Annotated in this window: 8 protein-coding genes; 4 read left to right on the plus strand and 4 right to left on the minus strand. The window is 73.9% G+C overall.

The window, feature by feature from the left end; genetic code table 11:
- Positions 1 to 185 precede the first annotated feature (185 nt).
- Positions 186 to 2,669 (plus strand): transglycosylase domain-containing protein, encoded by a 2,484-nt coding sequence (locus AB0B66_RS09470; protein ID WP_360525538.1) that lies wholly within the window; start codon positions 186 to 188, stop codon positions 2,667 to 2,669.
- Between the two features lie 46 nt (positions 2,670 to 2,715).
- Here AB0B66_RS09470 and AB0B66_RS09475 read toward each other — a convergent pair whose 3' ends face one another.
- Positions 2,716 to 3,999, minus strand: coding sequence for a cytochrome P450 (locus AB0B66_RS09475; protein ID WP_360525541.1), 1,284 nt, complete (start codon positions 3,997 to 3,999; stop codon positions 2,716 to 2,718).
- A gap of 129 nt (positions 4,000 to 4,128) precedes the next feature.
- On the opposite strand from AB0B66_RS09475, the gene AB0B66_RS09480 reads away from it, so the two are divergent.
- Complete coding sequence (locus tag AB0B66_RS09480) at positions 4,129 to 5,274, plus strand: hypothetical protein (RefSeq protein WP_360525544.1); 1,146 nt, start codon at positions 4,129 to 4,131, stop codon at positions 5,272 to 5,274.
- 71 nt (positions 5,275 to 5,345) lie between these two features.
- On the plus strand, positions 5,346 to 6,689 hold the full coding sequence (locus AB0B66_RS09485) for a serine hydrolase domain-containing protein (RefSeq protein ID WP_360525547.1): 1,344 nt from the start codon (positions 5,346 to 5,348) through the stop codon (positions 6,687 to 6,689).
- 77 nt (positions 6,690 to 6,766) lie between these two features.
- Here AB0B66_RS09485 and AB0B66_RS09490 read toward each other — a convergent pair whose 3' ends face one another.
- Positions 6,767 to 7,516 carry an SDR family oxidoreductase gene (locus AB0B66_RS09490; RefSeq protein ID WP_360525550.1) on the minus strand — a complete coding sequence of 250 codons (750 nt, stop codon included), beginning with the start codon at positions 7,514 to 7,516 and terminating at the stop codon, positions 6,767 to 6,769.
- A gap of 149 nt (positions 7,517 to 7,665) precedes the next feature.
- Here AB0B66_RS09490 and AB0B66_RS09495 point away from each other — a divergent pair, with 149 nt between their 5' ends.
- Positions 7,666 to 8,598: a phosphotransferase gene (locus tag AB0B66_RS09495; protein ID WP_360526302.1), complete on the plus strand. Its 933-nt coding sequence runs from the start codon at positions 7,666 to 7,668 to the stop codon at positions 8,596 to 8,598.
- Between the two features lie 111 nt (positions 8,599 to 8,709).
- On the opposite strand, the gene AB0B66_RS09500 is transcribed toward AB0B66_RS09495, so the two are convergent.
- On the minus strand, positions 8,710 to 8,928 hold the full coding sequence (locus AB0B66_RS09500) for an MbtH family protein (protein ID WP_360525553.1): 219 nt from the start codon (positions 8,926 to 8,928) through the stop codon (positions 8,710 to 8,712).
- Positions 8,925 to 24,815 carry an amino acid adenylation domain-containing protein gene (locus tag AB0B66_RS09505; protein WP_360525556.1) on the minus strand — a complete coding sequence of 5,297 codons (15,891 nt, stop codon included), beginning with the start codon at positions 24,813 to 24,815 and terminating at the stop codon, positions 8,925 to 8,927. Before AB0B66_RS09505 ends, AB0B66_RS09500 begins: the two co-directional genes overlap by 4 nt.
- Positions 24,816 to 24,868: the final 53 nt, after the last annotated feature.

Here is a 24,868-nt window from a genome sequence, read left to right on the forward strand (position 1 = left end):
TGGCCGCGCTTCGCCGACGACCCGCCGAAAGGCCTTGTGCCGCTTGCACGGCAGGCTCATCCTCAAGGTAATCACGGGTGGCGCACGGACCTCTTGACGGCATGGCCGCACTGCCCGATGATCGCCCGATCTGAAGTGATTTGCGGGGGCTCGGGCCAACGCACCTGACCTGAGGCGGTGACCTGATGAGCTCGCGCTACCGCAACCCACTGGTCAACATCGCGTCCATGCTCGTCTGCGGCCTGCTCGCCGGGGTCGTCGTCGCCGCGGGGGTCTTCCCCGCGGTGGCGCTGTCCGGCATGGCCGCGGTCGTCGGCGGCGACGCCTTCGGCAAGCTGCCCGATGAGCTGATCGTCAAACGCTCGCCCCAGCTGAGCTACCTCTACGCGGCCGACGGCAAGACCCTGCTCGCCACGATGTACGACGAGAACCGGCGCGACCTGCCGCTGGCCGACGTGCCGCTGATCGTGCGCCAGGCCGTGCTCGCCGCGGAGGACCAGAAGTTCTACGAGCACAACGGCGTCGACATCAAGGGCATCGCCCGCGCCTACATCGCCAACAAGAGGGCCGGCGACGTGGAGCAGGGCGCCTCGACGCTGACCATGCAGTTCGTCCGGCTGTCCATCTCGTACTCGGCCGACACCGCGCAGGAGGTCGTCGACGCCACGGAGGACACCGCCAAACGCAAGATCCGCGAAATGCGCTACGCCATGGCCATCGAGCAGCGTATGACCAAGGACGACATCCTCGAGGGCTACCTCAACACCGCCTACTTCGGCAACCGGGCCTACGGCATCTTCGCCGCCGCGCAGGTTTACTTCGGCAAGGAGCCCAAGACGCTGACCGCCGCCGAGGCCGCGTTCCTGGCCGCGCTGGTGAAGTTCCCCGGCGACTTCGACGTGATCAGCCTGAAGGGCCAGGCGCTCGCCGTCGCCCGGCGCGACTACGTGCTCGACGAGATGGTCGGGACCGGCGCGCTCACCGCGCAGCAGGGCGCGGTGGCCAAGAACGAGCCGCTGAAGGTGACCGGCAAGTTCACCCCGAACGGCTGCGTGCAGAGCACCAACATCAAGTGGGGCTTCTTCTGCGACTTCTTCCAGCGCTGGTGGAACCAGCAGCCGGTGTTCGGGGTCACCCCGTACGACCGTGAGCGCTCGCTGAAGTCGGGTGGCTTCCGTATCGTGACCTCGCTGGATCTCACCGCGCAGTCCGCGATGGACCGCAGCATCGACCGGTCGGTGAACAAGAACCCGGACCTGCCCGGCGGCAAGTGGAAGTACAAGTCCGACGCGGTCCTGCTGGCGGCCGTCGAGCCGGGCAGCGGCAAGGTGCGCGGGCTGGCCGCCAACCGCAACTTCCGGATCGACAGCAAGACCAAGCCGCAGAACGGCAAGGCGTCCAACCCGGCGCTGGCCCGCCGCGGCATCCGGGGCAGCTACCCGAACACCACCAACCCGCTGCTGACCGGCGGACCCGACATCGGCGGCTACCAGCCCGGCTCGGTCATGAAGATCTTCACCATGGTCGCGGCGCTGGAGCGGGGCTACCCGCTGTCCACGGTCATCAACACCCGCGCGCCGTACGTCTCCCGGACCCGTATCACCGGCACCCCGAACTGCGGCGGCTACTGGTGCCCGACCAACTCGGGCGGGCGCAACTTCGGCCCGCAGAACATGTGGAACGGCTTCGGCAGCTCCATCAACACGTTCTTCGTGCCGCTGTTCGAGATGACCGGCGGCGCGCGGGTCATCGACACCGCCAAGCGCATGGGCCTGACCTTCTACGACAACCCGCGTTCGACCCTCGACGACTACTACTACTCCACCCAGGCCGCCGACGGCTGGGGGCCGTTCACGCTCGGCGCGTCCGACCACACGCCGCTGCAGATCGCCAACGCGTTCGCCACCCTGGCCGCCGACGGCGTCTACTGCGAGCCGATCCCCGTCGAGTCGATCACCACCAGTAAGGGCGAGAAGCTGGCCGTCGGCGACCGGCGCTGCAAGCAGAACATCCCGGTGGACGTGGCCCGCGCCGCGATCGACGCGGCCCGGTGCCCGGTCGGCGACCGCTCGCTGTACGGCAAGTGCCAGGGCGCCACGGCCCGCGACTCCCGCGAGATCATCGGCAAGCACATCGCCGGCAAGACCGGCACCACCGACAACTCCAAGTCGGTGACGCTCACCATCACCACCAAGCAGCTGGCGATCTCCGGTTTCCAGACCGATCCCGACTGGGCGCAGGTCAACCACGCCATGTCGCACCGCGTCATCAACCCGGCGGTGCAGTACGCGCTGCGCGACGCGATGAAGGGCAAGGAGTCGATCCAATTCCAGCGGCCCAGCAACCTGCGGCTGGTCACCGGATCGCAGGTGGCCATCCCGGCGGTCAAGTGCCGCACGGTGCCGCAGGCCCGGTCGATCCTCAGCGGCAAGGGCTTCAAGGTCGAGATCGCGCCGAAGCAGGTCGACTCGGACTGCCCGAAGGGCACCGCGTCCGGCACGAACCCGTCGGGCCGCACCATCAAGAACGGCGTCGTGGTGATCGAGGTCAGCAACGGCAGCAAGGCCAAGCCGAGCGCACCGCCCAGTCCGGCTCCGAGCCCCGGCAATCCGGGCAACGGGCCCAATCCACCGCCCCCGCCGCAGCTCGCGGCGATGTTCGACGGCTGAGAGTGCGGGCCGCTCACCCCAGCGGGTGAGCGGCCCGGCTCTCAGCTTAGCCGGCCTCGGACTCCGGGAACGCCGCGCCGATCGCGGGGGTCGGCGTGAACGTCGCCGGCATGCCGATGTAGCCGTTGATCGCGCCGATCGACGGATAACGCTGTGCGGCCCGCTCGTCGACGACGTAGTCGGGGATGCGGCGCAGGATCTCGTCCAGCATCACCACCGCCTCCACCTTCGCCAGGTGCGCGCCGACGCAGCGGTGCACCCCCGAACCGAACGCGACGTGCCGGTTCGGCGCACGGTCCAACCGCATCTCGGCCGGGCAGTCGAAGGCCGCCGGATCGCGGTTGGCGGCGGCGAACGCCAGCATCACCCGCTCGCCGGCCGCGATGCGCTGACCGCCGAGCACCGTGTCCCGGGTCGCCGTACGCGACATGAACTGCACCGGGGCCAGCACCCGCAGGAACTCGTCCACGGCCGTGGGCAGCAGCCCCGGGTCGGCGATCAGCCGGTCGCGTTCGGCGGGGTTGCGGTGCAGCCAGTGCAGGGCGTGCGAGACCAGGGCCGTGGTGGTGTCCACTCCGCCGGCGACGACGAGCCCCGCGGTCGCGATGACGTGGTCCAGCGGGAGCAGTTCGCCGTCGTCGCCGGTCGCGGTGGCCAGCACGCTGATCAGGTCGTCGGTGGGCTCGGCCCGGCGGGCCACGACCAGCGCGCCCAGCACCGCCATCATCTCGCCGACCGCGGTCATCGCCTCCGTCCAGGTCTCGCTGCCGGGCGGCGAATAGGTCAGGAGGTGGATCGGCCCGGCATAACGCTCCCAATCCGCCAGCGGCACACCGAGAATGCCGAGAGTGACGATCGCCGGTACCGGGTTGGTCAGCTCGGCGACCAGGTCGGCCTGGCCCTTCTCGGAGAACCGGTCCAGGCAGGCGGCGGTGACCTGGCGGATGAACGGCTCGCGGCGGCGGGACTGCTCCGGCGACAGCGGGCCGTTGAGCAGCCTGCGGTAGACGGTGTGCAGCGGCGGGTCCAGTTCCTGCGGCACGTTCAGGGCCGGGATCGGCGGGTTGCTGGTGCCCCGCATCGGCCCGGCCGGGTCGGTGTGGTCCTGGTACGAGGAGTACACGGCGTGATCGCGCAGGGCCTCCACCACGTGCTCGTACCCGGACACGACCCAGGTCCCGCCGTGGGCGGCGGTGTGCGCGACCGGGCAGGACGCGACGTTGCCGTCGGAGATCTCCTGCCAGCGGTCGCGGTAGTCCGCGCCGTGGTGGTCGAGTTCGATCGTCGTCCGTGCCGCCGGGTCGCGTAGGCCGTCCGGGTGTGCCTGCATGGGCATCCTCCTCAGTCACCGTCCATGATGGACCGCGGCCGCCGCCCCGCCCAGCGGGAAGTTTCAGCCTCCCGGGCGGTGGTGCGCCGAGCAGGCCGGACCGATGATGACCGAGTGGTGGAACTTACCGTGCTGAGTACCGTGCTGGTGCTGTTCAAAGCTGCTTTCGCGGGCGAGGATCTGGACCGCAAGCTCGGCGCCGACGTCATCTCCACCGTGCTGGGCGGGCTGCTGCGCACCGCGTCGCCCACCGATCCGGTGCTGCTCAAAGTGCTGGACCTGGCCGAGAAGCTCGACGTCAGGGACTACAAGCAGGCCATGGCCGCCGGACACCGCTATCTCGCCGAGGCGCACCTGGGCCCCACCCTGCGCACCGACCGGCTCCACCTGGCCCGCGCGCAGCTCGTCGCCGCGGCCTCGGCGGCGGAGGCGATGGAGGTGCCGATGCTGGTGGCCAACGCGGAGTACGCCGTCGCCAAGTGCGACGCGCTGCTCGCCGCGCCCGCGGACGCCGCGATGGCGCTCGACCGCGCGACGGCGGCACTGGAAGGGGCCATCGAAGCCATCGACACCTCCGGGGCCGCATACCGCTGGCGAATGCTGCACGAGGCCAAGTTCAGCCAGGACGGCTCGGTGACCAACTGGCTGACCCGCGCCGCCGACCGCAACCTGATCAGTCAGCGCGACCTCGACGCGGCGGGCAAGGCAGCCGACACCCTGCAGCGTGAGCTGCAGGAGCTGACAGCCCTGTACAGCGAGGTGCAGACCGCGCTCCTGGCCGGCACGGACGGGGCCCACCCGGTGCTGTGGACGCAGCCCGCGGGCCAGACCGTGCAAGGCGGTCTCGACGCGAAGGCCGTGACGACGCTGGCCGGCGACGCCCCGGTCCGCGGGTTCGGCCTGAGTCTGCGAGTGGAGCAGCGCCGGGTCGGCCTCTCCGCGAGCGCGACACCCATCGTCGAGCTGGCACTGGACCTGACCGTGCACGACGACCGGATCCTGCACTGCCGCGGCGTGGTCCTGCCGTCAGTGGGGCCGCCGACCGCGGCGGCGGGTTCGGCGCCATACCTGCGCGGGCTGACCTCGCTGCTGGCTCCGCTCAACCCGCCTGGGGCCACCACGTTCACGGTGCCGAAGGGCAGGCACCGCCGGGTGCTCACGCTGCCGCTCGACAACGACGCGGTGGACACCGTGAAGATCAGGATCTCGCGGCCGTTGTCCGGGGGACGGCAGGCCCCCACCGGGGCGTGCCTCTACATACCGCTGCCGCGGTGACCGCGGCAGCGCCGTAGCTTCGCTCGATCGAGCGAATGGCGGGTTCCAGGCCGCGGTGCCATCATCGCTTGATGGTCGTCGCTCGCCGTACGCTGCTGGGGGCTGGTCTGGCCGCGGTGGGCGCGGCCGTCACCGGATGCGGCGAGCCACCACGCGACCACACCGCCACCTGGGTGCCGCCCGACGGCACGCCCGCCGGCACCGCACCGGCGACACCGAACCCGACGACCACGCCCTCCCCGTCCGCGTCGCCGAGCCCACCGGGACAGGCCGCGTACGCCGCCGACGTCACCAAAACCCTGCGCCGCTACCTGCCCGAAGGCGCGCAGACGCTGCGGCATGACGGCTTCCCGGGCGCGGTCGCACTCGTGCTGGTCGACGGCCACGCCACGGTGCACACCGCGGTCGGCGAGGCGCTGCGCTACGACGCCGGGCCGAAGCTGCTGCCCGCCGGGCGGCGGGTGCCGATGCGCCCCGACTCGGTCTTCGACCTGGCCTCGGTAACCAAGGTCTACACCACGATCCTGCTGCTGCAGCAGGTCGACAAGGGTCGGGTGGAGCTGGCCGCGCCGGTCGCCGACTACCTGCCCGGATTCACCGGCGCCGGTAAGGACGCGGTGACCGTCGCGATGCTGCTCACGCACACCAGCGGCCTACCCGTCGGCGCGAAGGTCACCGGCCTGCCCGACGACGCGGCACGGTGGAAGGCCGTGCTGGCGAGCCCCCTGGTGTCGGGCGCGGTGCCCGGCCGGACGTTCCGGTACTCCAGCGTCGGCCTGATGGTCGCCGGGAAGATCGTCGAGAGGGTCACCGGGCAGCGCCTCGACCTGGCGCTCAAGACCGGCCTCACCGGGCCGCTGGGGCTGCGCGACACGGGTTTCCTGCCGAAGACCTGGCTGTCGAGCGGGGCGCGGAGCACCCGGCTGGTCGCGACCGACGCCCGCTCGTCGCGCGGCCTGCTGCGCGGCACCGTGCACGACGACGTCGCCAACCACCTGGGCGGGGTCGCCGGGCACGCGGGCGTCTTCGCCAGCGCCGCCGACGTCGCCGCGATCGGGCAGCTCCTCCTCGACGGCGGCGTGTACCAGGGCAGGCGCATCCTGGCCGAGGCCACCGTGCGCAGGATGCTGACCGACGCCAACACCGGCAAACCCGCCGTCGACCCGGAACGCCCCACCCGCACGTCCGCGCACGGCCTCGGCGTCGTGCTGAACCAGCGCTGGTTCATGGGCCGGCTCAGCAGCGCCCGCACGTTCGGCCACACCGGCTTCGCCGGGCCGTCGCTGCTGGTAGACCCCGATCGCCGGCTCGTGCTGGCCCTGCTCACCAACCGGGCCCACCCGAACTGGAGCTGGGCCGACCCCGATCCGGCCCGCGTCGCCGTGGCCGACGTCCTCGCCCGGGCCGTCGGCTGACCAAGACCGCTCGACCTGCCCGGCACCTGGGCGAATACACACTCAAGATACGCACAAACGCCAGGCAATTCGGTGGATCACGTACGCAGGTACGACGCGCCGTTGAGGTCGATGATCGTGCCCGACGCCCATTCCGCCTGCGGCGATGCCAGCCAGTGCACGGCGGCGGCGACCTCCTCCGGCTGCGCGACCCGGCCGAACGGGCTCTGCGCCCGGATCTCGTCGGCCCGGTCGGACTTGAGGTGCTCGCTGACCATGTCCGTCTCGACGAAACCCGGCGCGACCGCGGCCACGGCGATGCCGTGCGGGGCGAGCGCGACCGCCAGCGACTGCGTCAGCGAGTTCAGCCCGGCCTTGCTCGCGCCGTACGCGACCTGGCCGGGTTCGCCGCGGAACGCGCCGCGCGAGGACACGTTGACGATGCGGCCACCGCGCTCGCGCATGTGCCGTGCCGCGCACCAGATCGCGTTGGCCGCGCCGACCAGGTTCGTGTCGAGGGTGGCCCGCCACTGCTGCTGCCAGTCCTCGTAGGAGGTGTCGAAGATCGGGTGCGGGGTGAACACTCCGGCGTTGTTGACCAGCACGTCGAGCCCGCCCAGCGACGCGGCCGCGCCGTCGACCATGGCGCGTACCGCCTCCGGGTCGGCCAGGTCGGCCTGGACGACGACGTGACCGTCGCCGGGCAGCGCGTCGCGCAGCTGCTCCGCGGAGCGCACCGACGCTCTGCAGTGGATCGCCACCCGGTCGCCGCCGGCCGCGAACGCCTCCGCCACGGCCTTTCCGATGCCCCGCGAGGCCCCCGTCACCAGCACTGCGCGTCCCGTCATGTCGATCATCTTGCCAGCGGGCACGCCCTCGGCCAACGGTCCTGCGACCAGCGTCACCGCCACCCCAGCGGCGGGGCCGACGATCCGGATCCGCACGGCCCGCTGGGCGCGGTGGTGCCTGGATGTGCTGGAGTGGACCGGTGGACGCCATGGACATCGCGGCGCAGTTCGACCTCGGCGCGGGCGCGAAGCTGACGGAAGGTCCGGTCGCCGAGGGCCGCCAGGGCGCGGTCCGGCGGCTGGAGACCGCCGACGGCCGTTGGGCGGTGAAGACCCTCTTCCACCCGGCCGACGAGAACTCGGTTCAGGCGGCGACGCTGTTCCACGAGGCGGCGTACGCGGCCGGAGTGCCGACACCGCAGGTCCGGCGCACCACCACCGGAGCGGTGTTCGCCCGCGTCGGGAACCGCCAGGTCAGGGTGTACGAGTGGGTGGACCTGGAAGAGTCCGATCCCGGCCTCGATCCCGAGCTGGTCGGCACGGTCCTCGCCGCCGTACACCGGGTGCCTGGCGACGCGGATGGGCCGGTCGACCCGTGGTACCGCGAACCGGTCGGCCCCGACCGCTGGGACGAGCTGGTCCGGGAGCTGACCACCGCCGGGGCCCCCTTCGCGGGCCGGCTGGCCGAGGTGCGCGACGAGCTGGTGGCACTGGAGGCATGGCTCGAACCGCCCGCGGCGGTGCGGACCTGCCACCGTGACCTGTGGGCCGACAACGTCCTGCCCACCGCCGCCGGTGGCGTGTGCGTCATCGACTGGGAGAACAGCGGCCCCGCCGATCCGAGCCAGGAACTCGGGTGCGCGCTGTTCGAGTTCGCGCGCACCGACCCGGGCCGGGCCCGCGCGCTGACGGCCGCCTACCGCCAGGCGGGCGGCCCCGGGACGGTGGCCCGGCGCGGCGACTTCTCGATGCTGATCGCGCAGCTCGGGCACATCACCGAGATCGCCGCGACCGACTGGCTCCGGCCGGAAGCCCGTTCCCGTCGGCGGTCCGACTCCGCGGCCTGGATCAGCGAAGTCCTCGACGAACCGCACACCCGGGACCTGCTGGACGCGCTACTAAGGGCCGTCGACGCCCGCTGACCGGGCCCGGCCACCACGCGGTGATCGCTGAACTTGCCGGGCACCTGTGCGAATCCACGTGCAAGATACGCACAGGTGCCCGGCAAGTCGGATGATCTTGTGGTGGTGCGGTCAGGCCGTGGCGGCCGCCATGCGCTCGCGCAGGGTGCGGGGGCGCAGGTCGGTCCAGTTGGTCTCGACGTAGGCGAGGCAGGCCTCGCGGGTGTCCTCGCCGAACACGGTGTGCCAGCCCGCCGGGACGGCCGCGAAGGCGGGCCACAGCGAGTGCTGGTCCTCGTCGTTGACGAGCACGAGGTAGCGGCCGTCGGCGTCTTCGAACGGGTTGGTCATGACTTCTCCTGAACATCGGCGCCGGCCGGGGCCGGCGGGTTTGCGGTCGCCGGGACGAGCCCGGACAGGGTCGATTCCGGTCGCGCCACCGCGGCGGTGAGCACGCTCACCAGGTCGGCGGCGATCCGGTCGGCGGTGGCCCGGTCGAAGCGGGCCGTGGCGTACTCCAGCTCCACGTGCACCGGGGTGTCCCCGGCGGGCTCGTAGAAGCTGACGGTCAGCTCGGCCCGTACCGTGCCGGTCGGGATCTGGTCGAAGCGCAGCACGCCGTCGCCGAGGCGGGCCTCCTCGTGGTGCACCACCATCACCCGCGGCCCGTCCAGGCCCGGCGCGGCAGCGTCGAGCACCGCCGCGAACGGCACCTCCTGGTGGTCGAGCGCGGCCAGGTCGGCGGCCCGGACCCGGTCGAGCAGCGTGCTGAACGCCGGGTCGCCGGAGGTGTCGGTGCGCAGCACGACGGTGTTGTAGAAGCAGCCGGCCAGGTCGGTCAGCGCCTCCTCGGTGCGGCCCGCGACGAGGCTGCCGATCGGCAGGTCCGTGCCGCAGCCGTACCCGGTGAGCAGGGTCGCGAACGCGGCCTGCACCACCATGAACATGCTGGTGCCGGTGCGCCTGGCCAGCTCGTCGACGCCGCGGTGCAGGCAGGTGTCGAGCAGGAACTCGACCGTCTCGCCGCGCCGCGACACGACGCCGTCGCGGGCCCGGTCGGCGGGCAGGTCCAGGTCGGGCATGCCCGCCAGGGTCTGCGTCCAGTACGCCAGCTGCCGCGCGTGCCGGCTCGCCGGGTCCTTCGGGTCACCGAGCAGGGTGTACGCCCAGCGCGTGTAGTCGGCGTAGCCGACCGGCAGCGGCTCCCACGCCGGGGCGAGCCCTGTACTCCGAGCCGCGTAGGCGGTGGCCAGGTCGCGCAGCAGCGGGACCACGGACCACTCGTCCACGCCCAGGTGGTGCGTGGTGAGCAGCAGTGTGCGCCGCTGCGCGCCGTGCTCGTCGGAGCCGATGACCAGGCGGGCCCGCAGCGGCGGCTGCTCGCCCAGGTCGATGGTCTCCCGGGCCAGCACGTCCAGGCGCAACGCCAGCGGCGTGCCGTCGTCGGCGACCGGTTCGAGCATCCGCTCCCCCAGCACGCGACGCTGCGCGCCGCCCGCCACCGTGTGCAGCGGCTGGTGCCGGGTGATCACGTCGCGCAGGGCCGCGTCCAGGGCAACGACGTCCAGGTCGGACGCGGGCACCGCGAACGCGATGTCCCAGCCGGGCCGGTCCACGGCCCGGTGCAGCCGCCACGGGTGCAGCTGTACCGGCGCGAGCCGGTCGGCCACGTCGCCGTCGGACTCCGCTGCCGCGCCGCAGGCCGCCCGGTCGTGGGGGCTGGTGTGGACGAGCTGCGGGCGGTCGCCCGCGACCGCGCGGTCGAGACGTTCAGCCAGCTCGGCGACGGTCGGGGCGTCGAAGACGTCGCGGATCGCGAGGTCCGAGCCCAGGGCGGTGCGCACGCGGCCGATCAGGCGCATCAAGGCCATGGAGTGGCCGCCCAGGTGGAAGAAGTTGTCGTGGACGCCGACCTCGGGCAGGCCGAGGACCTCCGCGAACAGTTCCGCCAGCTGGTGCTGCCGGGCCGTGGCCGGCTTGGCGTCGCCGGCCAGCGAACCCCAGTCCGGCGCGGGCAGCGCCTTGCGGTCCACCTTGCCGTTCGGGTTGACCGGCAGCGGGCCGTCGAGCACCACGACCAACGACGGCACCATGTACTCGGGCAGCACCGCGCCGACGTGCGCCCGCAGCACCGCCGGGTCCGCCGCACCGTCCGGGGAGACGTACGCGACGAGCCTGGTGGTGTCGCCGGTGCGGTCGGCGACCACGGCGGCCTGGCGGACCGTGTCGTGCCCGGCGAGCACCGCCTCGATCTCGCCCGGCTCGATCCGGAAGCCGCGGATCTTGACCTGGTTGTCGGCCCGGCCCAGGAAGTCGATGTTGCCGTCGGCCTTCCAGCGGGCCCGGTCGCCGGTGCGGTACATACGCGCCCCCGGCCCGGCGAACGGGTCGGCGACGAAGCGCAACGCGGACAGGCCCGGCTTGCCGAGGTAACCGCGGGCCAGGCCGCGGCCGCCGACGTACAGCTCGCCGACGAGACCGACCGGCACCGGCCGCAGCCGCTCGTCGAGGATGTACGTCACCGTGTTCGGGTCGGGGCGGCCGATCGGCACCGGCGCGTCCCACTCCGGCACGGCCCGCCACAGGGTCGAGTTGACCGTGGCCTCGGTGAGGCCGTACGCGGCGAACAGTTTCAGGTGGCCGGCCCAGCGGTTGATCAGGCCGGCCGGCACCGTCTCCGTGCCGACCAGCACGCACAGGCCCTCGGGCAGGTCGGCGTCGGGCGGCAGGATGGACACCAGCGACGGCGGCAGGATCGCGTGGGTGACCCCGTGCGCGTACAGCAGCTCCGACAGCGCCGCGCCCGGCGTGCGGGCCTCGTCCGGGGTGATGACCAGCGCGGCCCCGGTGCACAGCGCCATCGACACCTCGAACGCGAACACGTCGAAGCCGATCGAGGCGAACTGCAGCACCCGGCTGTCCGCGGTGACGCCCATCGGGTCCACCGCGGTCTCGACCAGGCTGCCGATGCCCTCGTGCGACACCGTCACGCCCTTGGGGCGCCCGGTGGAGCCGGAGGTGTAGATGACGTACGCGGCGTGGTCCATGCCTGTCGGCGCGGGCAGCACCGGACGGACCGGGGTCGTGTCGGTGACGTCGTCCAGCACCAGGACCGGGGTGTCCGACTCGGGCAGCAGGCCCTTGGCCTTGCCCGTGGTCACCACCAGCGCCGCCCCCGAGTCCTCGATCATGTACGCGAGGCGGTCGGCCGGGTGGTTGAGGTCCAGCGGCAGGAAAGCGGCGCCCAGCCGGTTGACGGCGAGCACGGTCACGATGGTCTCCAGCGAGCGGGGCACGGCGACACCGACCACGCTCTCGGGGCGTACGCCCCGGTGGGCCAGGACCCGGGCGAGCCGCCCGGCGCGCGCGGCCAGCTCCACGTAGGACACCTCGCGCTCCCCGTCGATGACCGCGACGGCCTCCGGGGCACGGGCCACCCGCAGCGCGAATGCCTCGGGCAGGGTCAGCTCGGCCACCGGCCGCGCGGTCTGGTTGAACCCGCGCAGCACCTGGTCCAGCTCGCCCTCGACGAGCAGGTCCAGGTCGGCCAGCGGCCGGTCCGGCTCGGCGCAGACCGCGTCGGCCAGTCGCGCCAGCCGACGCCCGAGCAGCTCGACCGTGGCCCGGTCGAACAGCGCGCCGCGATACGTGAGCAGGCACTCCAGCTCGTCGCCCGCGCCTTCGAGCACCTCGACCACCAGGTCGAATCGGGCCGTGGTGGTCGCCAACGGTTCGTCCGAGCAGTCCAGGCCGGACAGCCCGGCCCAGTCCGCGGCGTGGTTGCGGTGCACGACCATGACCTGGAACAGCGGGTTGCGGCCCGGCGAGCGGGCCGGGTTGACCGCCTCGACGACCGCGTCGAACGGCACGTCGGCGTTGGCGAACGCGGCCAGGTCGGTCTCGCGTACCCGGGCCAGCAGCTCGGTGAACGACGGTGACCCGGACAGGTCGGTACGCAGCACCAGCGTGTTGACGAAGAAGCCGACCATGTCGTCGAGCCCCTCCTCGCCACGGCCGGCGATGGGTGCGCCGAGCGGGAGGTCGTCGCCCGCGCCGAGGCGGTGCAGCAGCGTCGCGGCCAGCGCGTGCGCGGCCATGAACATGCTCGCCCCGGACGACGACGCCAGCTCACGCAGGCGGGCCCCGGTCGCGGCGGGCAGGGTCAGGCTGACCGAGCCGCCACGGGCGTCCGGCGTCGCCGGGCGGGCCCGGTCGGTCGGCAGGGCCAGCTCCTCCGGGGCTCCGGCCAGGGCATTCGTCCAGTACGCGAGCTGCCGCGCGGCGAGGCTGTCCGGGTCGGACGGGTCGCCGAGCAGGTCACGCTGCCAGAGCGTGTAGTCGGCGTACTGCACCGGCAGCGGCGTCCAGTCCGGGGCATGCCCCGCCAGGCGTGCTTCGTACGCCGTGGTCAGGTCGCGCAGGAACGGGCCGTCGGACCACTCGTCGGTGGCGATGTGGTGCAGCAGCAGCGCGAGCACGTGCTCGTCCGGCCCGGCCTCGATCAGCGTGCCCCGCACGGGCAGCTCACTCGCCAGGTCGAACGGGCGCGCCAGCACCTCGTCGATCAGCTGCGTCAGGGCGTCACCGTCGGGCAGCCCGCGCCGGGCGACGTCCGACGCCGGGACGAGGTCGAGCACCGGGCGGGCCTGGTCGGCGGGCAGGATGCGCTGCGACGGCTCACCCTCGACCGCGGTGAACACGGTGCGCAGGGACTCGTGCCGGGCGACCACGTCGTGCAGGGCGTCGTGCAACGCGGCCCGGTCCAGCGGCCCGCGCAGGCGGACGACCAGCGGGAAGTTGTACGCCGCGGAAGGTCCCGCGAGCTGTTCCAGCAGCCACAGGCGCTGCTGGGCCGCCGACAGCGGCAGTTCGCCCGCCCGGGGACGGGCCACCAGCTCGGCCCGCGCCGTCGAGGCGGCCGGGTCGATCCGGGCGGCCAACTGCGCCACGGTCGGGGCCTCGAACAGGTCCCGGATGGACAGCGTCGCGCCCAGCGCGGTGCGGGCCCGGCTGACCAGGCGGATCGCCAGCAGCGAGTGGCCGCCCAGTTCGAAGAAGCTGTCGTCCACACCGACCGCGGGCAGGCCCAGTAGCTGCGCGAACAGCTCGCACAGTGCCTCCTCCGCCGGGGTCGCCGCCGGGCGGCTGGCCGCGCCGGTGAGCACGGTCGCCTTCGGCAGGGCGCGCACGTCGAGCTTGCCGTTGACGGTCAGCGGCAGCCGGTCCACGGCCGTCAGGGCCGCGGGCACCATGTAGTCGGGCAGGGTGCGCTTGAGGTGCTCGCGCAGCGCGGGCAGCACCGCCTCGTCGGGGCCGTCCCAAGCGGGGCCGCGTACGACGTAGCCGGCCAGCCGCTTCGCGCCGTCGCCGGAGCTGTCAACGATCACCGCCGCGTGCGCGACGGCCGGGTGTGTGCCCAGCGCCGACTCGATCTCGCCCAGCTCGACCCGGTAACCGCGGATCTTCACCTGGTCGTCGGTGCGGCCGAGGAAGTCGATGTTCCCGTCGGCACGGCGGCGCACCAGGTCACCGGTGCGGTACATGCGATCGCCCGGCGCGCCGAACGGATCGGCGACGAAGCGCTCGGCGGTCAGGTCGGGGCGCAGGTGGTAGCCCCGGGCCAGGCCGATGCCCGCGATGTACAGCTCACCGGGCGAACCGGGCGGCACCTCGCGCAGCATCGCGTCGAGCACGTACGCGCGGGTGTTCCAGATCGGCGCGCCGACGGTCGGGGTGTCGCTGTCGAGCGTGCCCCCGCCGAGCGTGTTGATGGTGTACTCGGTCGGCCCGTACAGGTTGTAGCCCAGCGTGCCGGGGGTGTCGCGCAGTGCAGCCCAGACCGCGTCGGACACGGCCTCGCCGCCGAGCAGCACCAGCGGCGGCCGGTGCCGGCCCGGCCCGTCCTCGAGCAGCCCTTCCTCGATCAGGTGCTGGGCGTAGGTCGGGGTCACGTTGACGACGTCGACGCCGTGCCGGTCGCAGTACGCGACCAGCGCGGGCGCGTCGCGGCGCAGCTGCTCGTCGCAGACGTGCACCTCGTGGCCCTCGACCAGCCAGAGCAGCTCCTCCCACGACATGTCGAACGCGAACGACACGGTGTGCGCGACCTTCAGGCGGTGCCCGCCGGCGGCCTCGATCACCGGGTTGAAGATCGCCTCCCGGTGGTTGAGCTGCATGTTCGTCAGCCCGCGGTACGCCGTGACGACGCCCTTCGGGCGGCCCGTCGAACCCGACGTGAAGATCAGGTACGCGGGGTGGTCCAGCCGCCCCGCCACCCCGGGCGCGAACAGCGGCCGCTCCGCGTCGGCCAGGTCCCCGCCGCCGTACGCGGCCAGCTCGGCGCGGGTGTCCGCGTCGTCGAGCAGCACCAGGTTCGCCAGCCCGCCGGGCAGCCGGCCGGCGACCGCCGACGTGCTGAGCACGCACATCGGCGCGGTGTCCTCGATCATGAAGCCGAGGCGCTCGGCGGGCAGGTCCAGCTCCAGCGGCAGGTACGCCGCACCGGTGCGCAGCACCGCGAACAGCGCCACCACCATGTCCACGGTCCGCGGCAGGGCCAGCCCGACCACGGTCTCCGGGCCCGCGCCCCGCGACAGCAGCAGCCGCGCCATCCGGTTGATCCGCGCGTCGAACTCGGCGTACGTCAGCGTCAGCGCCCCGTCGACCAGCGCCGTCACGTCCGGCGTCCGGGCCGCCTGCTCGGCGAGCAGGTCCGCGACGGTCAGCTCGCCGATGTCGTGCCCGGTGCGCGCCCACTCGGCGGTCTGCGCGTCGCGCTCGCCGGGCAGCAGCAGGTCCAGCTCGCGCACCGGCGCGTCCACGCCTGACACCAGCCGGTCCAGCACGACCAGCAGCCGGTCCAGGACCGCCTGGGCGGCCGGGCCGTCCACGATGTCGGGCCGGTGGTCCAGCGCCAACCGGATCGCCCGCTGCGGGGTCACCACCAGCGTCAGCGGGTAGTGGGTGGCGTCGACGCCGTCGACGGCCTCGATGCCGTGCCGGGCGCGCAGGTCGGCGCTGCCGTCCTCGTCCACGAAGTTCTGCAGCACGTACAGCGTGTCGAACAGGGTCGCGTGCCCGCTGTCGCGCTGCACCTGGCCCAGGCCGACGTGGTCGTACGGCATCAGCGCCAGGCGCTGGTCCTGCACGCGGCGCAGCAGGTCGCCGACCCGCTCGCCCGCCCGCGGTGCGATCCGCATCGCGACCGTGTTCAGGAACAGGCCGATGACGTCCTCGACCCCCTCGACCTCGCTGTGCCGTCCGGCGACGGTCATGCCGAACACGGCGTCCGGGCGGCCGGTCAGCGCGCCCAGGGTCAGGCCCCACGCGGTGGTCAGCACCGTGTTCAGGGTCAGCCCCTGCTCCCGCGCCACCTGCCGGACCCGGTCGCTGACCTGCTCGGGCAGCCGCGCCTCGACGCGCCGCGGCACGGCCGGGGCCGGGGTCCGGTCCGCCGGGCCGATCAGCGTCGGCTCGGCCAGTCCCGCCAGCGCCTCGCGCCACGCGGCGGCGGCCTCCTGCTCGTCCTGCGCGCCCAGCCAGGCCAGGTGATCGCGGTAGGAGCCCGGCACGGGCAGCCCGGTCGCGTCGCCGTCGCGCTCGTACAGGGTGAACAGCTGCTCGACGAACAGCTCCTCGGACCAGCCGTCCCACAGGATGAGGTGGTGCGTGATGACCAGGCGGTCGCGGCCGCTCGGCATCCGGATCAGCAGCATCCGGCACAGCGGCGGCCGGGCCAGGTCGAACCGGGCCACCCGGTCGGCGGACATCAGTTCGGCGGTACGCGCAGCGGCCTGCTCGTCGCTCAGCTCCGCCAGGTCGGCCACGCTCACCGGCAGGTCCAGCCCGTCGGCGACGAACTGCGCCGGCCGGGACAGCCCTTCACTGGTGAACCCTGCCCGCATCGCCGTGTTACGCGCCAGCAGCACCCGCCCCGCCCGCCGCAGCCGCTCCACGTCGACGCGGTAGCCGAGGTCGAAGGCGTCCTGCCCGGTGTAGACGTCCAGCGTCGCGGTGTCGTAGCTGGCGTGGAAGAACAGGCCCTCCTGCAGCGGCGACAGCGGCCACACGTCCGACACCGGCCCCGGGCTGACCGCGGCCAGCCGCTCCACCTCCTCCCCGGTCAGCTCCAGCAGCGGTCCCGCCGGGGTGTCCCGCCGCGCGGGAGCCGCTGCCGCGAGGGCGGTCAGCGCCTGGTGCCACAGGTCGGACAGCTCGTCGAGGTCGGCGGTGGAGAGCAGAGCCGCCGGCCAGGTCCAGGTGGTGGTGAGGGTGGTGCCGTGTGGGCTCTCGGTGGCCACGACGTCGAGTTGCAGCAGGTGTGTGGCGGGCAGGCCGCCGTTGACCGGGGTGATCGCGGCGGACTCCGGGGCGGGCGTCCACGCGGCCCCGGTCGCGGCCGGGAAGCGGCCGAAGTAGTTGAACAGCACCTGCGGCGTCGCCAGGCGGGCCAGCAGCGGCGCGGTCTGCGCGTTGAGGTGGCGCAGCATGCCGTGGCCGATGCCGCCGTCGGGCACCGCCCGCACGCGCTCGCCGACGGCCGCCATCAGCGCGACCGGGTCGGCGTCGGCGACCGGCAGCCGCACGGGCTGCACGCTGGTGAACCAGCCGACGGCACGGGACAGGTCCAGGTCGGGTTCGAGCTGTTCCCGGCCGTGGCGCTCGACGTCCACGAGCAGTTCCCCGGCCGCCCGGCCGTGCCGTTCCTGCCAGCCCCGTACCGCCGTGGCCAGCGCGGCCAGCAGTCCATCGGTGATCTCGCCACCCAGCGCGGGCACCGCCGACAGCAGTGACGCGGTCACGTCGGCGGGCAGTGCGGTGATCCGGCTGGTGGCGGCGTTGCCGGAGCCCGTGGTGTCGGCAGCGCCCGGCTGAGCCGGCAGGACCGCGCCGGGCAACAGGTCCGCGCCGGGAGCGAGCGTCTTCGCCCAGTGCTCCAACTCGCCGAGGCGCTGCGGCTGCTGCGCCTGGGCGGTGACGGCGTGGGCGAACCTGCGCAGTGACGTGTCCACGGGCGGCAGGCAGGGGGCGGTGCCTGAGGTGGCGGCGTGCCAGGCGGCGGCGAGGTCCTCGAACAGGATGCGCCAGGACACGCCGTCGACGGCCAGGTGGTGTGCTGCCAGCAGCAGGCGGCCCGGCCGGTCGCCGGCGTCGAACCAGACGGCGCGCAGCACGCTGCCCGCGTCGGGGTCGAGCAGCGCGGTGGCCGTGGCGGCGTGCTCGGCCAGCAGCTCCGGCAGCGCCCCCTCGTCCACGCCCGACACGTCCACACGCGCCAGCAGGTCGGCGGCGGCGAGCGTGCCGGTCGGCTCGGTGCGCAGGGTCCACAGCACCGAGGCGATGCGCTGCAGGCGCAGCCGCAGGCCGTCGTGGTGGTCGAGCACGATCTGCAGCGTCGCGGCGATGGACCGCTCATCGGCTCCCGCAGGGGTGACGAGCAGCATCGGCATCGTGAACCGGTCGATCGCCACCCCGGTGTCGCGCAGCCAGTGCACGATCGGCAGCAGCGGCACGTCCCCTACCCCGTCGCCCGAGGTCACCGCTGCCCCGGCCACGGCGGCGGCCGACGCTGGGCCTGCCGACCCGGCACCGGCCGGACCCATCTCCGACGCAGCGGAGGACATCCCGGTGGGTGAGTACATCGTTTTTGATGTGGCCACATCACTTTCGATGTGGTGCGACGACGGAGCACCTGCCGCCGCGGCGAGGTCTGCCAGGCGGCGCGGGGTGCGGGCGGCGAGCACGCCGCGCGGGCTGATCGGCAGCCCCGCGCGCCGGGCACGGCTGGACACGCCGATGGACAGGATGCTGTCGCCGCCGAGGGCGAAGAAGTCGTCGTCCGGCCCGACCGGCGCGGTCCCAAGGACCGCCCCGACGATCTCGCACAGCACCGCGACCGGTCCGGTCGCGGCCTCGCCCGTGATCGTCCGAGTTGCCTGGCACTCGTGCGTATCTTGACCGTGCTTTCGCCCACATGCCTGGCAAGTCGGGTGATCGAGCGGCGCCGGGTGGCCGAGGGCGGTCGGGCGGGGGGCGGGCAGGGCGGCGCGGTCGAGTTTGCCGCTGGAGGTGCGCGGGAGGGCGTCGAGGACGACGAACGCGGCCGGGACCAGGGCCGAGGGCAGCGCGGACGTGGCCGCCTCGCGGAGCGCGGCCGGGTCCAGCACGCGGCCGGAGGCCGGAACCGCGTAGGCGACCAGCTGGACGCCGCCGGGTCCGTCGGTGCGGGCGATGACGGCGGACTGGGCCACGTCCGGGCGGCTGGTCAGCCACGACTCGACGTCGGCCGGGTCGATGCGTACCCCCCGGATCTTGATCTCGAGGTCGGTGCGGGCCAGGTAGGTGAGCGTGCCGTCGGCGGCGCGGACGACGATGTCGCCGGTGCGGTACATGCGCTCACCGGGTGCGCCGGCCGGGTCGGCGACGAACCGGGACGCGGTCAGGGCGGCGCGGCCGAGGTAGCCGCGGGCCAGCTGCGCGCCGGAGACGTACAACTCGCCGGGCACGCCCACGGGCACGGGGCGCAGGCAGTCGTCGAGCACGTGCAGGCCGGTGTTCGCCACGGGGCCGCCGATCGGCACGGCCGGGCCGTGCTCCCCGTCGTTGGGCCACCAGGTGACCTGCACGGCGGTCTCGGTCGGGCCGTAGAAGTTGTCCAGGCGGGTGCCGGTCGCCGACTCCCAGCGCCGAGCCAGGTCACCGGTCAGCGCCTCGCCACCGCAGGAGACCCAGCGCAGGTCGCGCGCCCACGAGCGGTCCGCGAGCAGGTCGTCGGCGAGCAGGAACGCCTCCACCATGGACGGCACGAACGTCGCGGCACTGACCCGATGCGCCCGCATGAGCGCGGCCAGCTCAGCCGGGTCGTGCTGCGCGCCGGGCTCGGGCAGCACCACTGCCGCGCCGGCGGTGAGCGGCCAGAACAGCTCCCACACAGAGGTGTCGAACGTCGCCGGGGCGAGTTGCAGCATCCGATCGGCTTCGTGCAGCCCGAAGGTGCGCTGCGACCACGCCAGCTGGTTGCCGATCGCCCGGTGCGTGACCAGCACGCCCTTGGGCCGCCCGGTGGAGCCGGAGGTGTAGATGACGTACGCGGGGTGCTCGGGGTCCACGGGTGCCGGCGTGCCCGCGGCCTCGTCGGTCCCGGCGAGCACGTAGGACAGCCCGGCCCGGCGGGGCAGCCGGGACAGCAGGTCCGGGGTGGTGACCACGGTGGCGACCCCGGCGTCGGCGAGCACCGCGTCGAGGTTCGGCGACGCGGGGTCGACCGGCAGGTATGCGGCCCCGCTGTACAGCACGCCGAGCATGGCGGCGACCTGCCGGGCCGAGCGCGGCAGCGCGACCGCTACGACCTGCTCGGGCCCCACGCCCCGGGCGGTCAGCCGGGCGGCCAGTGCGGCGGCGCGGGCGGTCAGGACGGCGTAGCTGAGCTGTTCGTCGGCCGCGATGACGGCGGCCGCATCCGGGGTCCGGGCGGCTTGCGCGGCGACGAGCCCGGCCAGGCCGGTGCCGGGTACGCCGGGGACCGGCTGCCCTTCACGCAGCGGATCGGCGGTGGACTCACCGCGCAGCGGCGCGGGGGCGTCGCCGAGGTCGATCGCGCCCGCGAGCAGGTCCGGTGCGGTGAGCACGGCGTCGAGCAGCGCGGGCAGCCCGGTGCGCAGCCGGGTCAGGGTCGCCGCGGGAAGGCGGGCCGGGTCGTGCTCGATGACCAGCGACAGCTCGTCGCCGGGGACGGCGAGCAGGCTGACCGGGTAGTGGGTGGCCTCGCGGTAGGACACGTCCGCGACGCGGACCGCGCCGGAGGCGTCGCGCAGGTCGCCGTCGGCGGGCAGGTTCTCCACGGTGACGAGGCTGTCGAACAGCTCGCCGCCGCCCGCGAGGCGGGTGATCGCGGTCAGGCCCAGGTGCTGGTGGTCCAGCAGCGCGGTCTGCGCCGCCGCGAGCCGGGACAGGACCTCGCGTAGCGGCTCGTACGGGGCCCAGCTCACGCGGACCGGGACGGTGTTGATGAACAGGCCGATCATCGACTCGACGCCGGGGGTGTCACCGTCGCGACCGGACACGGTGCTGCCGAACAGCACGTCCCGGCGGCCGGTGAGGCGGCCCAGCAGCAGGCCCCACACGCCGTAGAGCAGGGTGCTCGCGGTCACGCCGTACGCCCGGGCGGCGGCGGACAGCCGTGCGCCGGTGCCGTCGGGCAGGGTCACAGGCACCAGCCGGACCTCGCCGGAGGCGTCCTCGGCCGCCGGTCCGGCGACCAGGGTCGGGCCGTCCACCCCGGACATCGCCGAACGCCACGCGCCCTCGGCTGCCGCGTGGTCGCGGGCCGCCAGGCGGCGCAGGTGCTCGCGGTACGGCGTCACGGCGGGCAGCCGGACGTCGCCGGTGGCGTACAGCGCCATCAGCTCGCGCAGCGCTACCGTGGCCGACCAGCCGTCGGTGACGATGTGGTGGTGCGTGAACACCAGCGTGTGCCGGTCGCCGCCGTGGTCGACGAGCAGATGGCGCACCAGCGGCCCGACGGCCGGGTCGAACACGGCCGCCTTCTCGTCGGCGAGGATCTGCGCGCACAGCTCGGCCGACGACGCGGCCTCCATGCGCGACAGGTCGACCTGCCGCCACGGCGCGGTCGCCGTCGCGGACACCGCCTGCACGAGCCGCCCGTCGGCCAGCTCGTGGAACGACGCGCGCAGCGGCGCGTGCCGGGCCACGATCGTGTCCACGGCCCGGCGGACCGTGTCGGCGTCGACGGGCCCGTGCAGCTCGACGACCTGCTGCACCTGGTAGCTGCCGTCCCCGGTGTAGGCGTGGAACAGCAGCCCTTCCTGCAGCGGCGACAGCGGCAGCACGTCGTCGAGCCCCGGCACCAGCGCCGCGAGCGCGTCCACGTCGGCCTGGACCAGCTCGACCAGCGGGAAGTCCGACGGGGTGTGCCCGCCCGCGCCCGGCACCGCGGCGGCCTCGGCCAGCTCGCCGAGCGCGGCGAACCAGCCCTCGGCCAGCTCGCGCACCGCGTCCTCGGTCAGCAGGTCCGCCGGAAACGCCCAGGTCACCCCGAGCGTGGGCCCGTCCGGTCCCTCCTGCGCGAACGCGTTGACCTCCAGTGTGTACGGCGCGACCGGCATCGCCGCGTCGTAGCCGCCGGCCAGCATGCCGACGCCGGGCAGCGCGGTGAAGTCGCCGTGGGCGTCGACACCGAAGCGGCCCAGGTAGTTGAAGCTGAGCTGCGGCTGCGGGAGCGCCGCCAGCAGCGGTGCGGTCTGCGGGTTCACGTGGCGCAGCAGCCCGTAGCCGACGCCGTGGTCGGGCAGGGCCCGCAGCCGCTCCTTGACGTGCTTCAGCGCTGCGCCCAGGTCGTCGGGGTCCGGGCCGAGATCGAGCCGCACCGGGAAGATGCTGGTGAACCAGCCGAGGGTGCGGGACAGGTCGGCACCGGGCACGATCTCCTCCTCGCGCCCGTGGCCTTCGAGGGCCACCAGCACGGGCGGGGTCCGCATGTCCCGGGCGGCCCGCCACCGGTGGACGGCCGCGGCCAGCGCGGTGAGCAGCACGTCGTTGACGCCCGCGTGCCAGGCGGCGGGCACCGTGGTCAGCAGCGGCGCGGTCGCGGCGGCGGGCAGGTGCAGGGTGAGGTGGCGGACGGAGGCCAGGTCGGCGACCGGGTCGAGGGCGCGGTGCGACAGGGCCGGGTCGTCGCCGTCGAGCAGGCCGGTCCACAGGTCGAGTTCGGCGAGCCGGTCGGGGTGCTCGGCGGCGGCCGTGAGCTGCTGCGCCCAGGCGCGCAGCGGGGTCCCGATCGGGGCGAGCCGGGGCAGGCGGCCCGCGGCGGCATCGGCGTACGCGGCGGCGAGGTCGGGCAGCAGGATGCGCCAGGTCACCCCGTCGACGATCAGGTGGTGCAGCATGACCAGCAGGTGGCCGGGGGTGTCGGCTCCGGCGTCGAGCCATACCGCCTGGAACATCACGCCGCCGGTCGGGTCGAGCCGCTGCCCGGCCTCCTGCGCGGCCGTGTTCAGCCGCTCGCGCAGCGCCTCGGGGTCCGGTGCGCCGCCGTCGGCGCGGTGGAGCCGGTCGGCCGCGGCGACGGTTCCCGGTGCGGTGACGTCGAGCCCTCCGGCCCGGCCCGGGGCGGCCCGGTGCAGGCGGGAACGCAGCACGTCGTGGCGGTCGGTGACGGCCTGCAGCGCGGCGGCCAGCGTCTCGCGCGTGGCCCCGGCGGGCACGCGTACGGCGAGCCACTGGCTGAACGCGTCGATCTCGCCGCCGCAGCCGTCCAGCCACGACATGATCGGCGTCAGCGGCAGCTCGCCGACCCCGGCGAGCGGGTCGTCGGCGCGGGCCGGATCGGCGGCGACCGCGACCAGCGCCAGCCGGGCGACAGTGCGCCGCTCGAAGACCTGCCGCGGGGTGACGGTCAGCCCGGCACGGCGGGCCGCGATGACGAGCTGGATGGACACGATGCTGTCGCCGCCGAGGGCGAAGAAGTCGTCGTCGACGCCGACGCCGGTCAGGCCGAGCACCTGGCCGTACAGGTCGCACAGCAGCCGCTCGCGGTCGTCGCGGGCGGCCTGCTCGCCGGTCATCGCGGTGAAGTCGGGCGCGGGCAGCGCGGCCCGGTCGAGCTTGCCGCTGGTCGTCACGGGCAGTCGGTCCAACATCACCACGGCCGCGGGCACCATGTGCTCGGGCAGGAAGCCCTGGGTGTACGCGCGCACCTCGGCCGGCGTGACGGCCTGCCCGTCGCGGCCCACCACGTACGCGACGAGCCTGCTGTCGCCGGGCCGGTCCTGTCGGACCACCGCGACGGCCTGCCCGACGGCGTCGTGCTGCAGCAGCACCGACTCGACCTCGCCCAGCTCGACCCGGTACCCGCGGATCTTCACCTGGTCGTCGGTGCGGCCGGTGAAGTCCAGCCGCCCGTCGGGCAGCCAGCGCACCAGGTCACCGGTGCGGTAGAGGCGCTCGCCGGGCGCGCCGAACGGGTCGGCGACGAACCGGGTCGCGGTCAGGCCGGGCCGGTTGAGGTAGCCGCGGGCCAGGCCGGGGCCGCCGAGGTACAGCTCGCCCAGCTCGCCGACGGGCACCGGGCGCAGCCGCGCGTCGAGCACGTAGCAGCGGGTGCCCGGGTCCGGCACGCCGATCGGCACGCTGGCCAGCGGGTCCATGTCGGGCTCGCACAGGCCCAGCGTCGAGTTCACGGTCGCCTCGGTGGGGCCGTACGCGTTGAACATCTGCCGACCGCGGGCGAAACGCGCCACCAGCGCGGTCGAGATGCGCTCGGTACCCGCCAGCAGCGTCGCGCCCTCGGGCAGGTCACAGCCCTCGGGCAGGGCGGCGAGCAGCGCCGGGGGCAGGATCATGAAGGTGATGCCGTGGGCGCGGGCATACTCGGTCAGCTCCGGCCCCGGCACACGCCGCTCGGCGGGCACCACGACCAGCCGCGCCCCGGTGAGCAAGCCGAGGCACAGGTCGAAGAACGCGACGTCGAAACTCGGCGACGCGAACTGCAGCACCCGGCTGTCCGGCCCGACGCCGAGCCGCTCGGTCGCCGTGGCGAGCAGTTTCACCACTCCGGCGTGGGACACGACGACCCCCTTGGGCCGCCCGGTCGAGCCGGAGGTGTAGATCACGTATGCCGCGCCGAGCGGGCTCAGCGACCCGCCCCGGTCCTCATCGGAGGGTGCGGTCTCCGGGGCCGTGGCCAGTTCGGCCCGGGTCGCGGCGTCGTCGAGCACCAGCACCGGCACCGCGGCCGCCGCCTGCGCCGGGGCAGTCCCGTCCGGCAGCGCGGCCGCCGGGTCGGTCTGTCCCGGCAGGACGACGGCGAGGTCGGTCGTCGTGACCAGGCACACCGGGTGCGCGTCAGCCACCATGTACGCGATCCGCTCGGCCGGGTAGTCGGGGTCGAGTGGCAGGTAGGCCGCGCCGGCCTTGAGCACGGCCACCTGCGCGACAATCATCTCCGCGGAGCGGGGCAGGCACAGTCCGACGACGCGCTCCGGACCCGCGCCGCGAGCGATCAGGGTGCGCGCGAGCCGGTTCGCGGCCGCGTCGAGCTGGCCGTAGGTGAGGCTCGTCTGCTCGTACACCAGCGCGATCGCGTCGCGCCGCGCCGCGACCTGGCCGGCGAACAGCTCCGGCCAGGTCGTCGGCGGTTGCCCGCAGGTGGTGTCGTTCCACGCCACGAGGATGCGGTGCAGCTCGGAGTCCGATACGGGCTGGGACACGGTCTCGGTCACGAGGAGACACCTTTCGGGGGCGGTACGGGTGGCGCGGTGGTGGTGGGGCGGGC

It is taken from the genome of Catellatospora sp. NPDC049111 (genome assembly GCF_040648615.1).
GTDB lineage: Bacteria > Actinomycetota > Actinomycetes > Mycobacteriales > Micromonosporaceae > Catellatospora > Catellatospora aurea.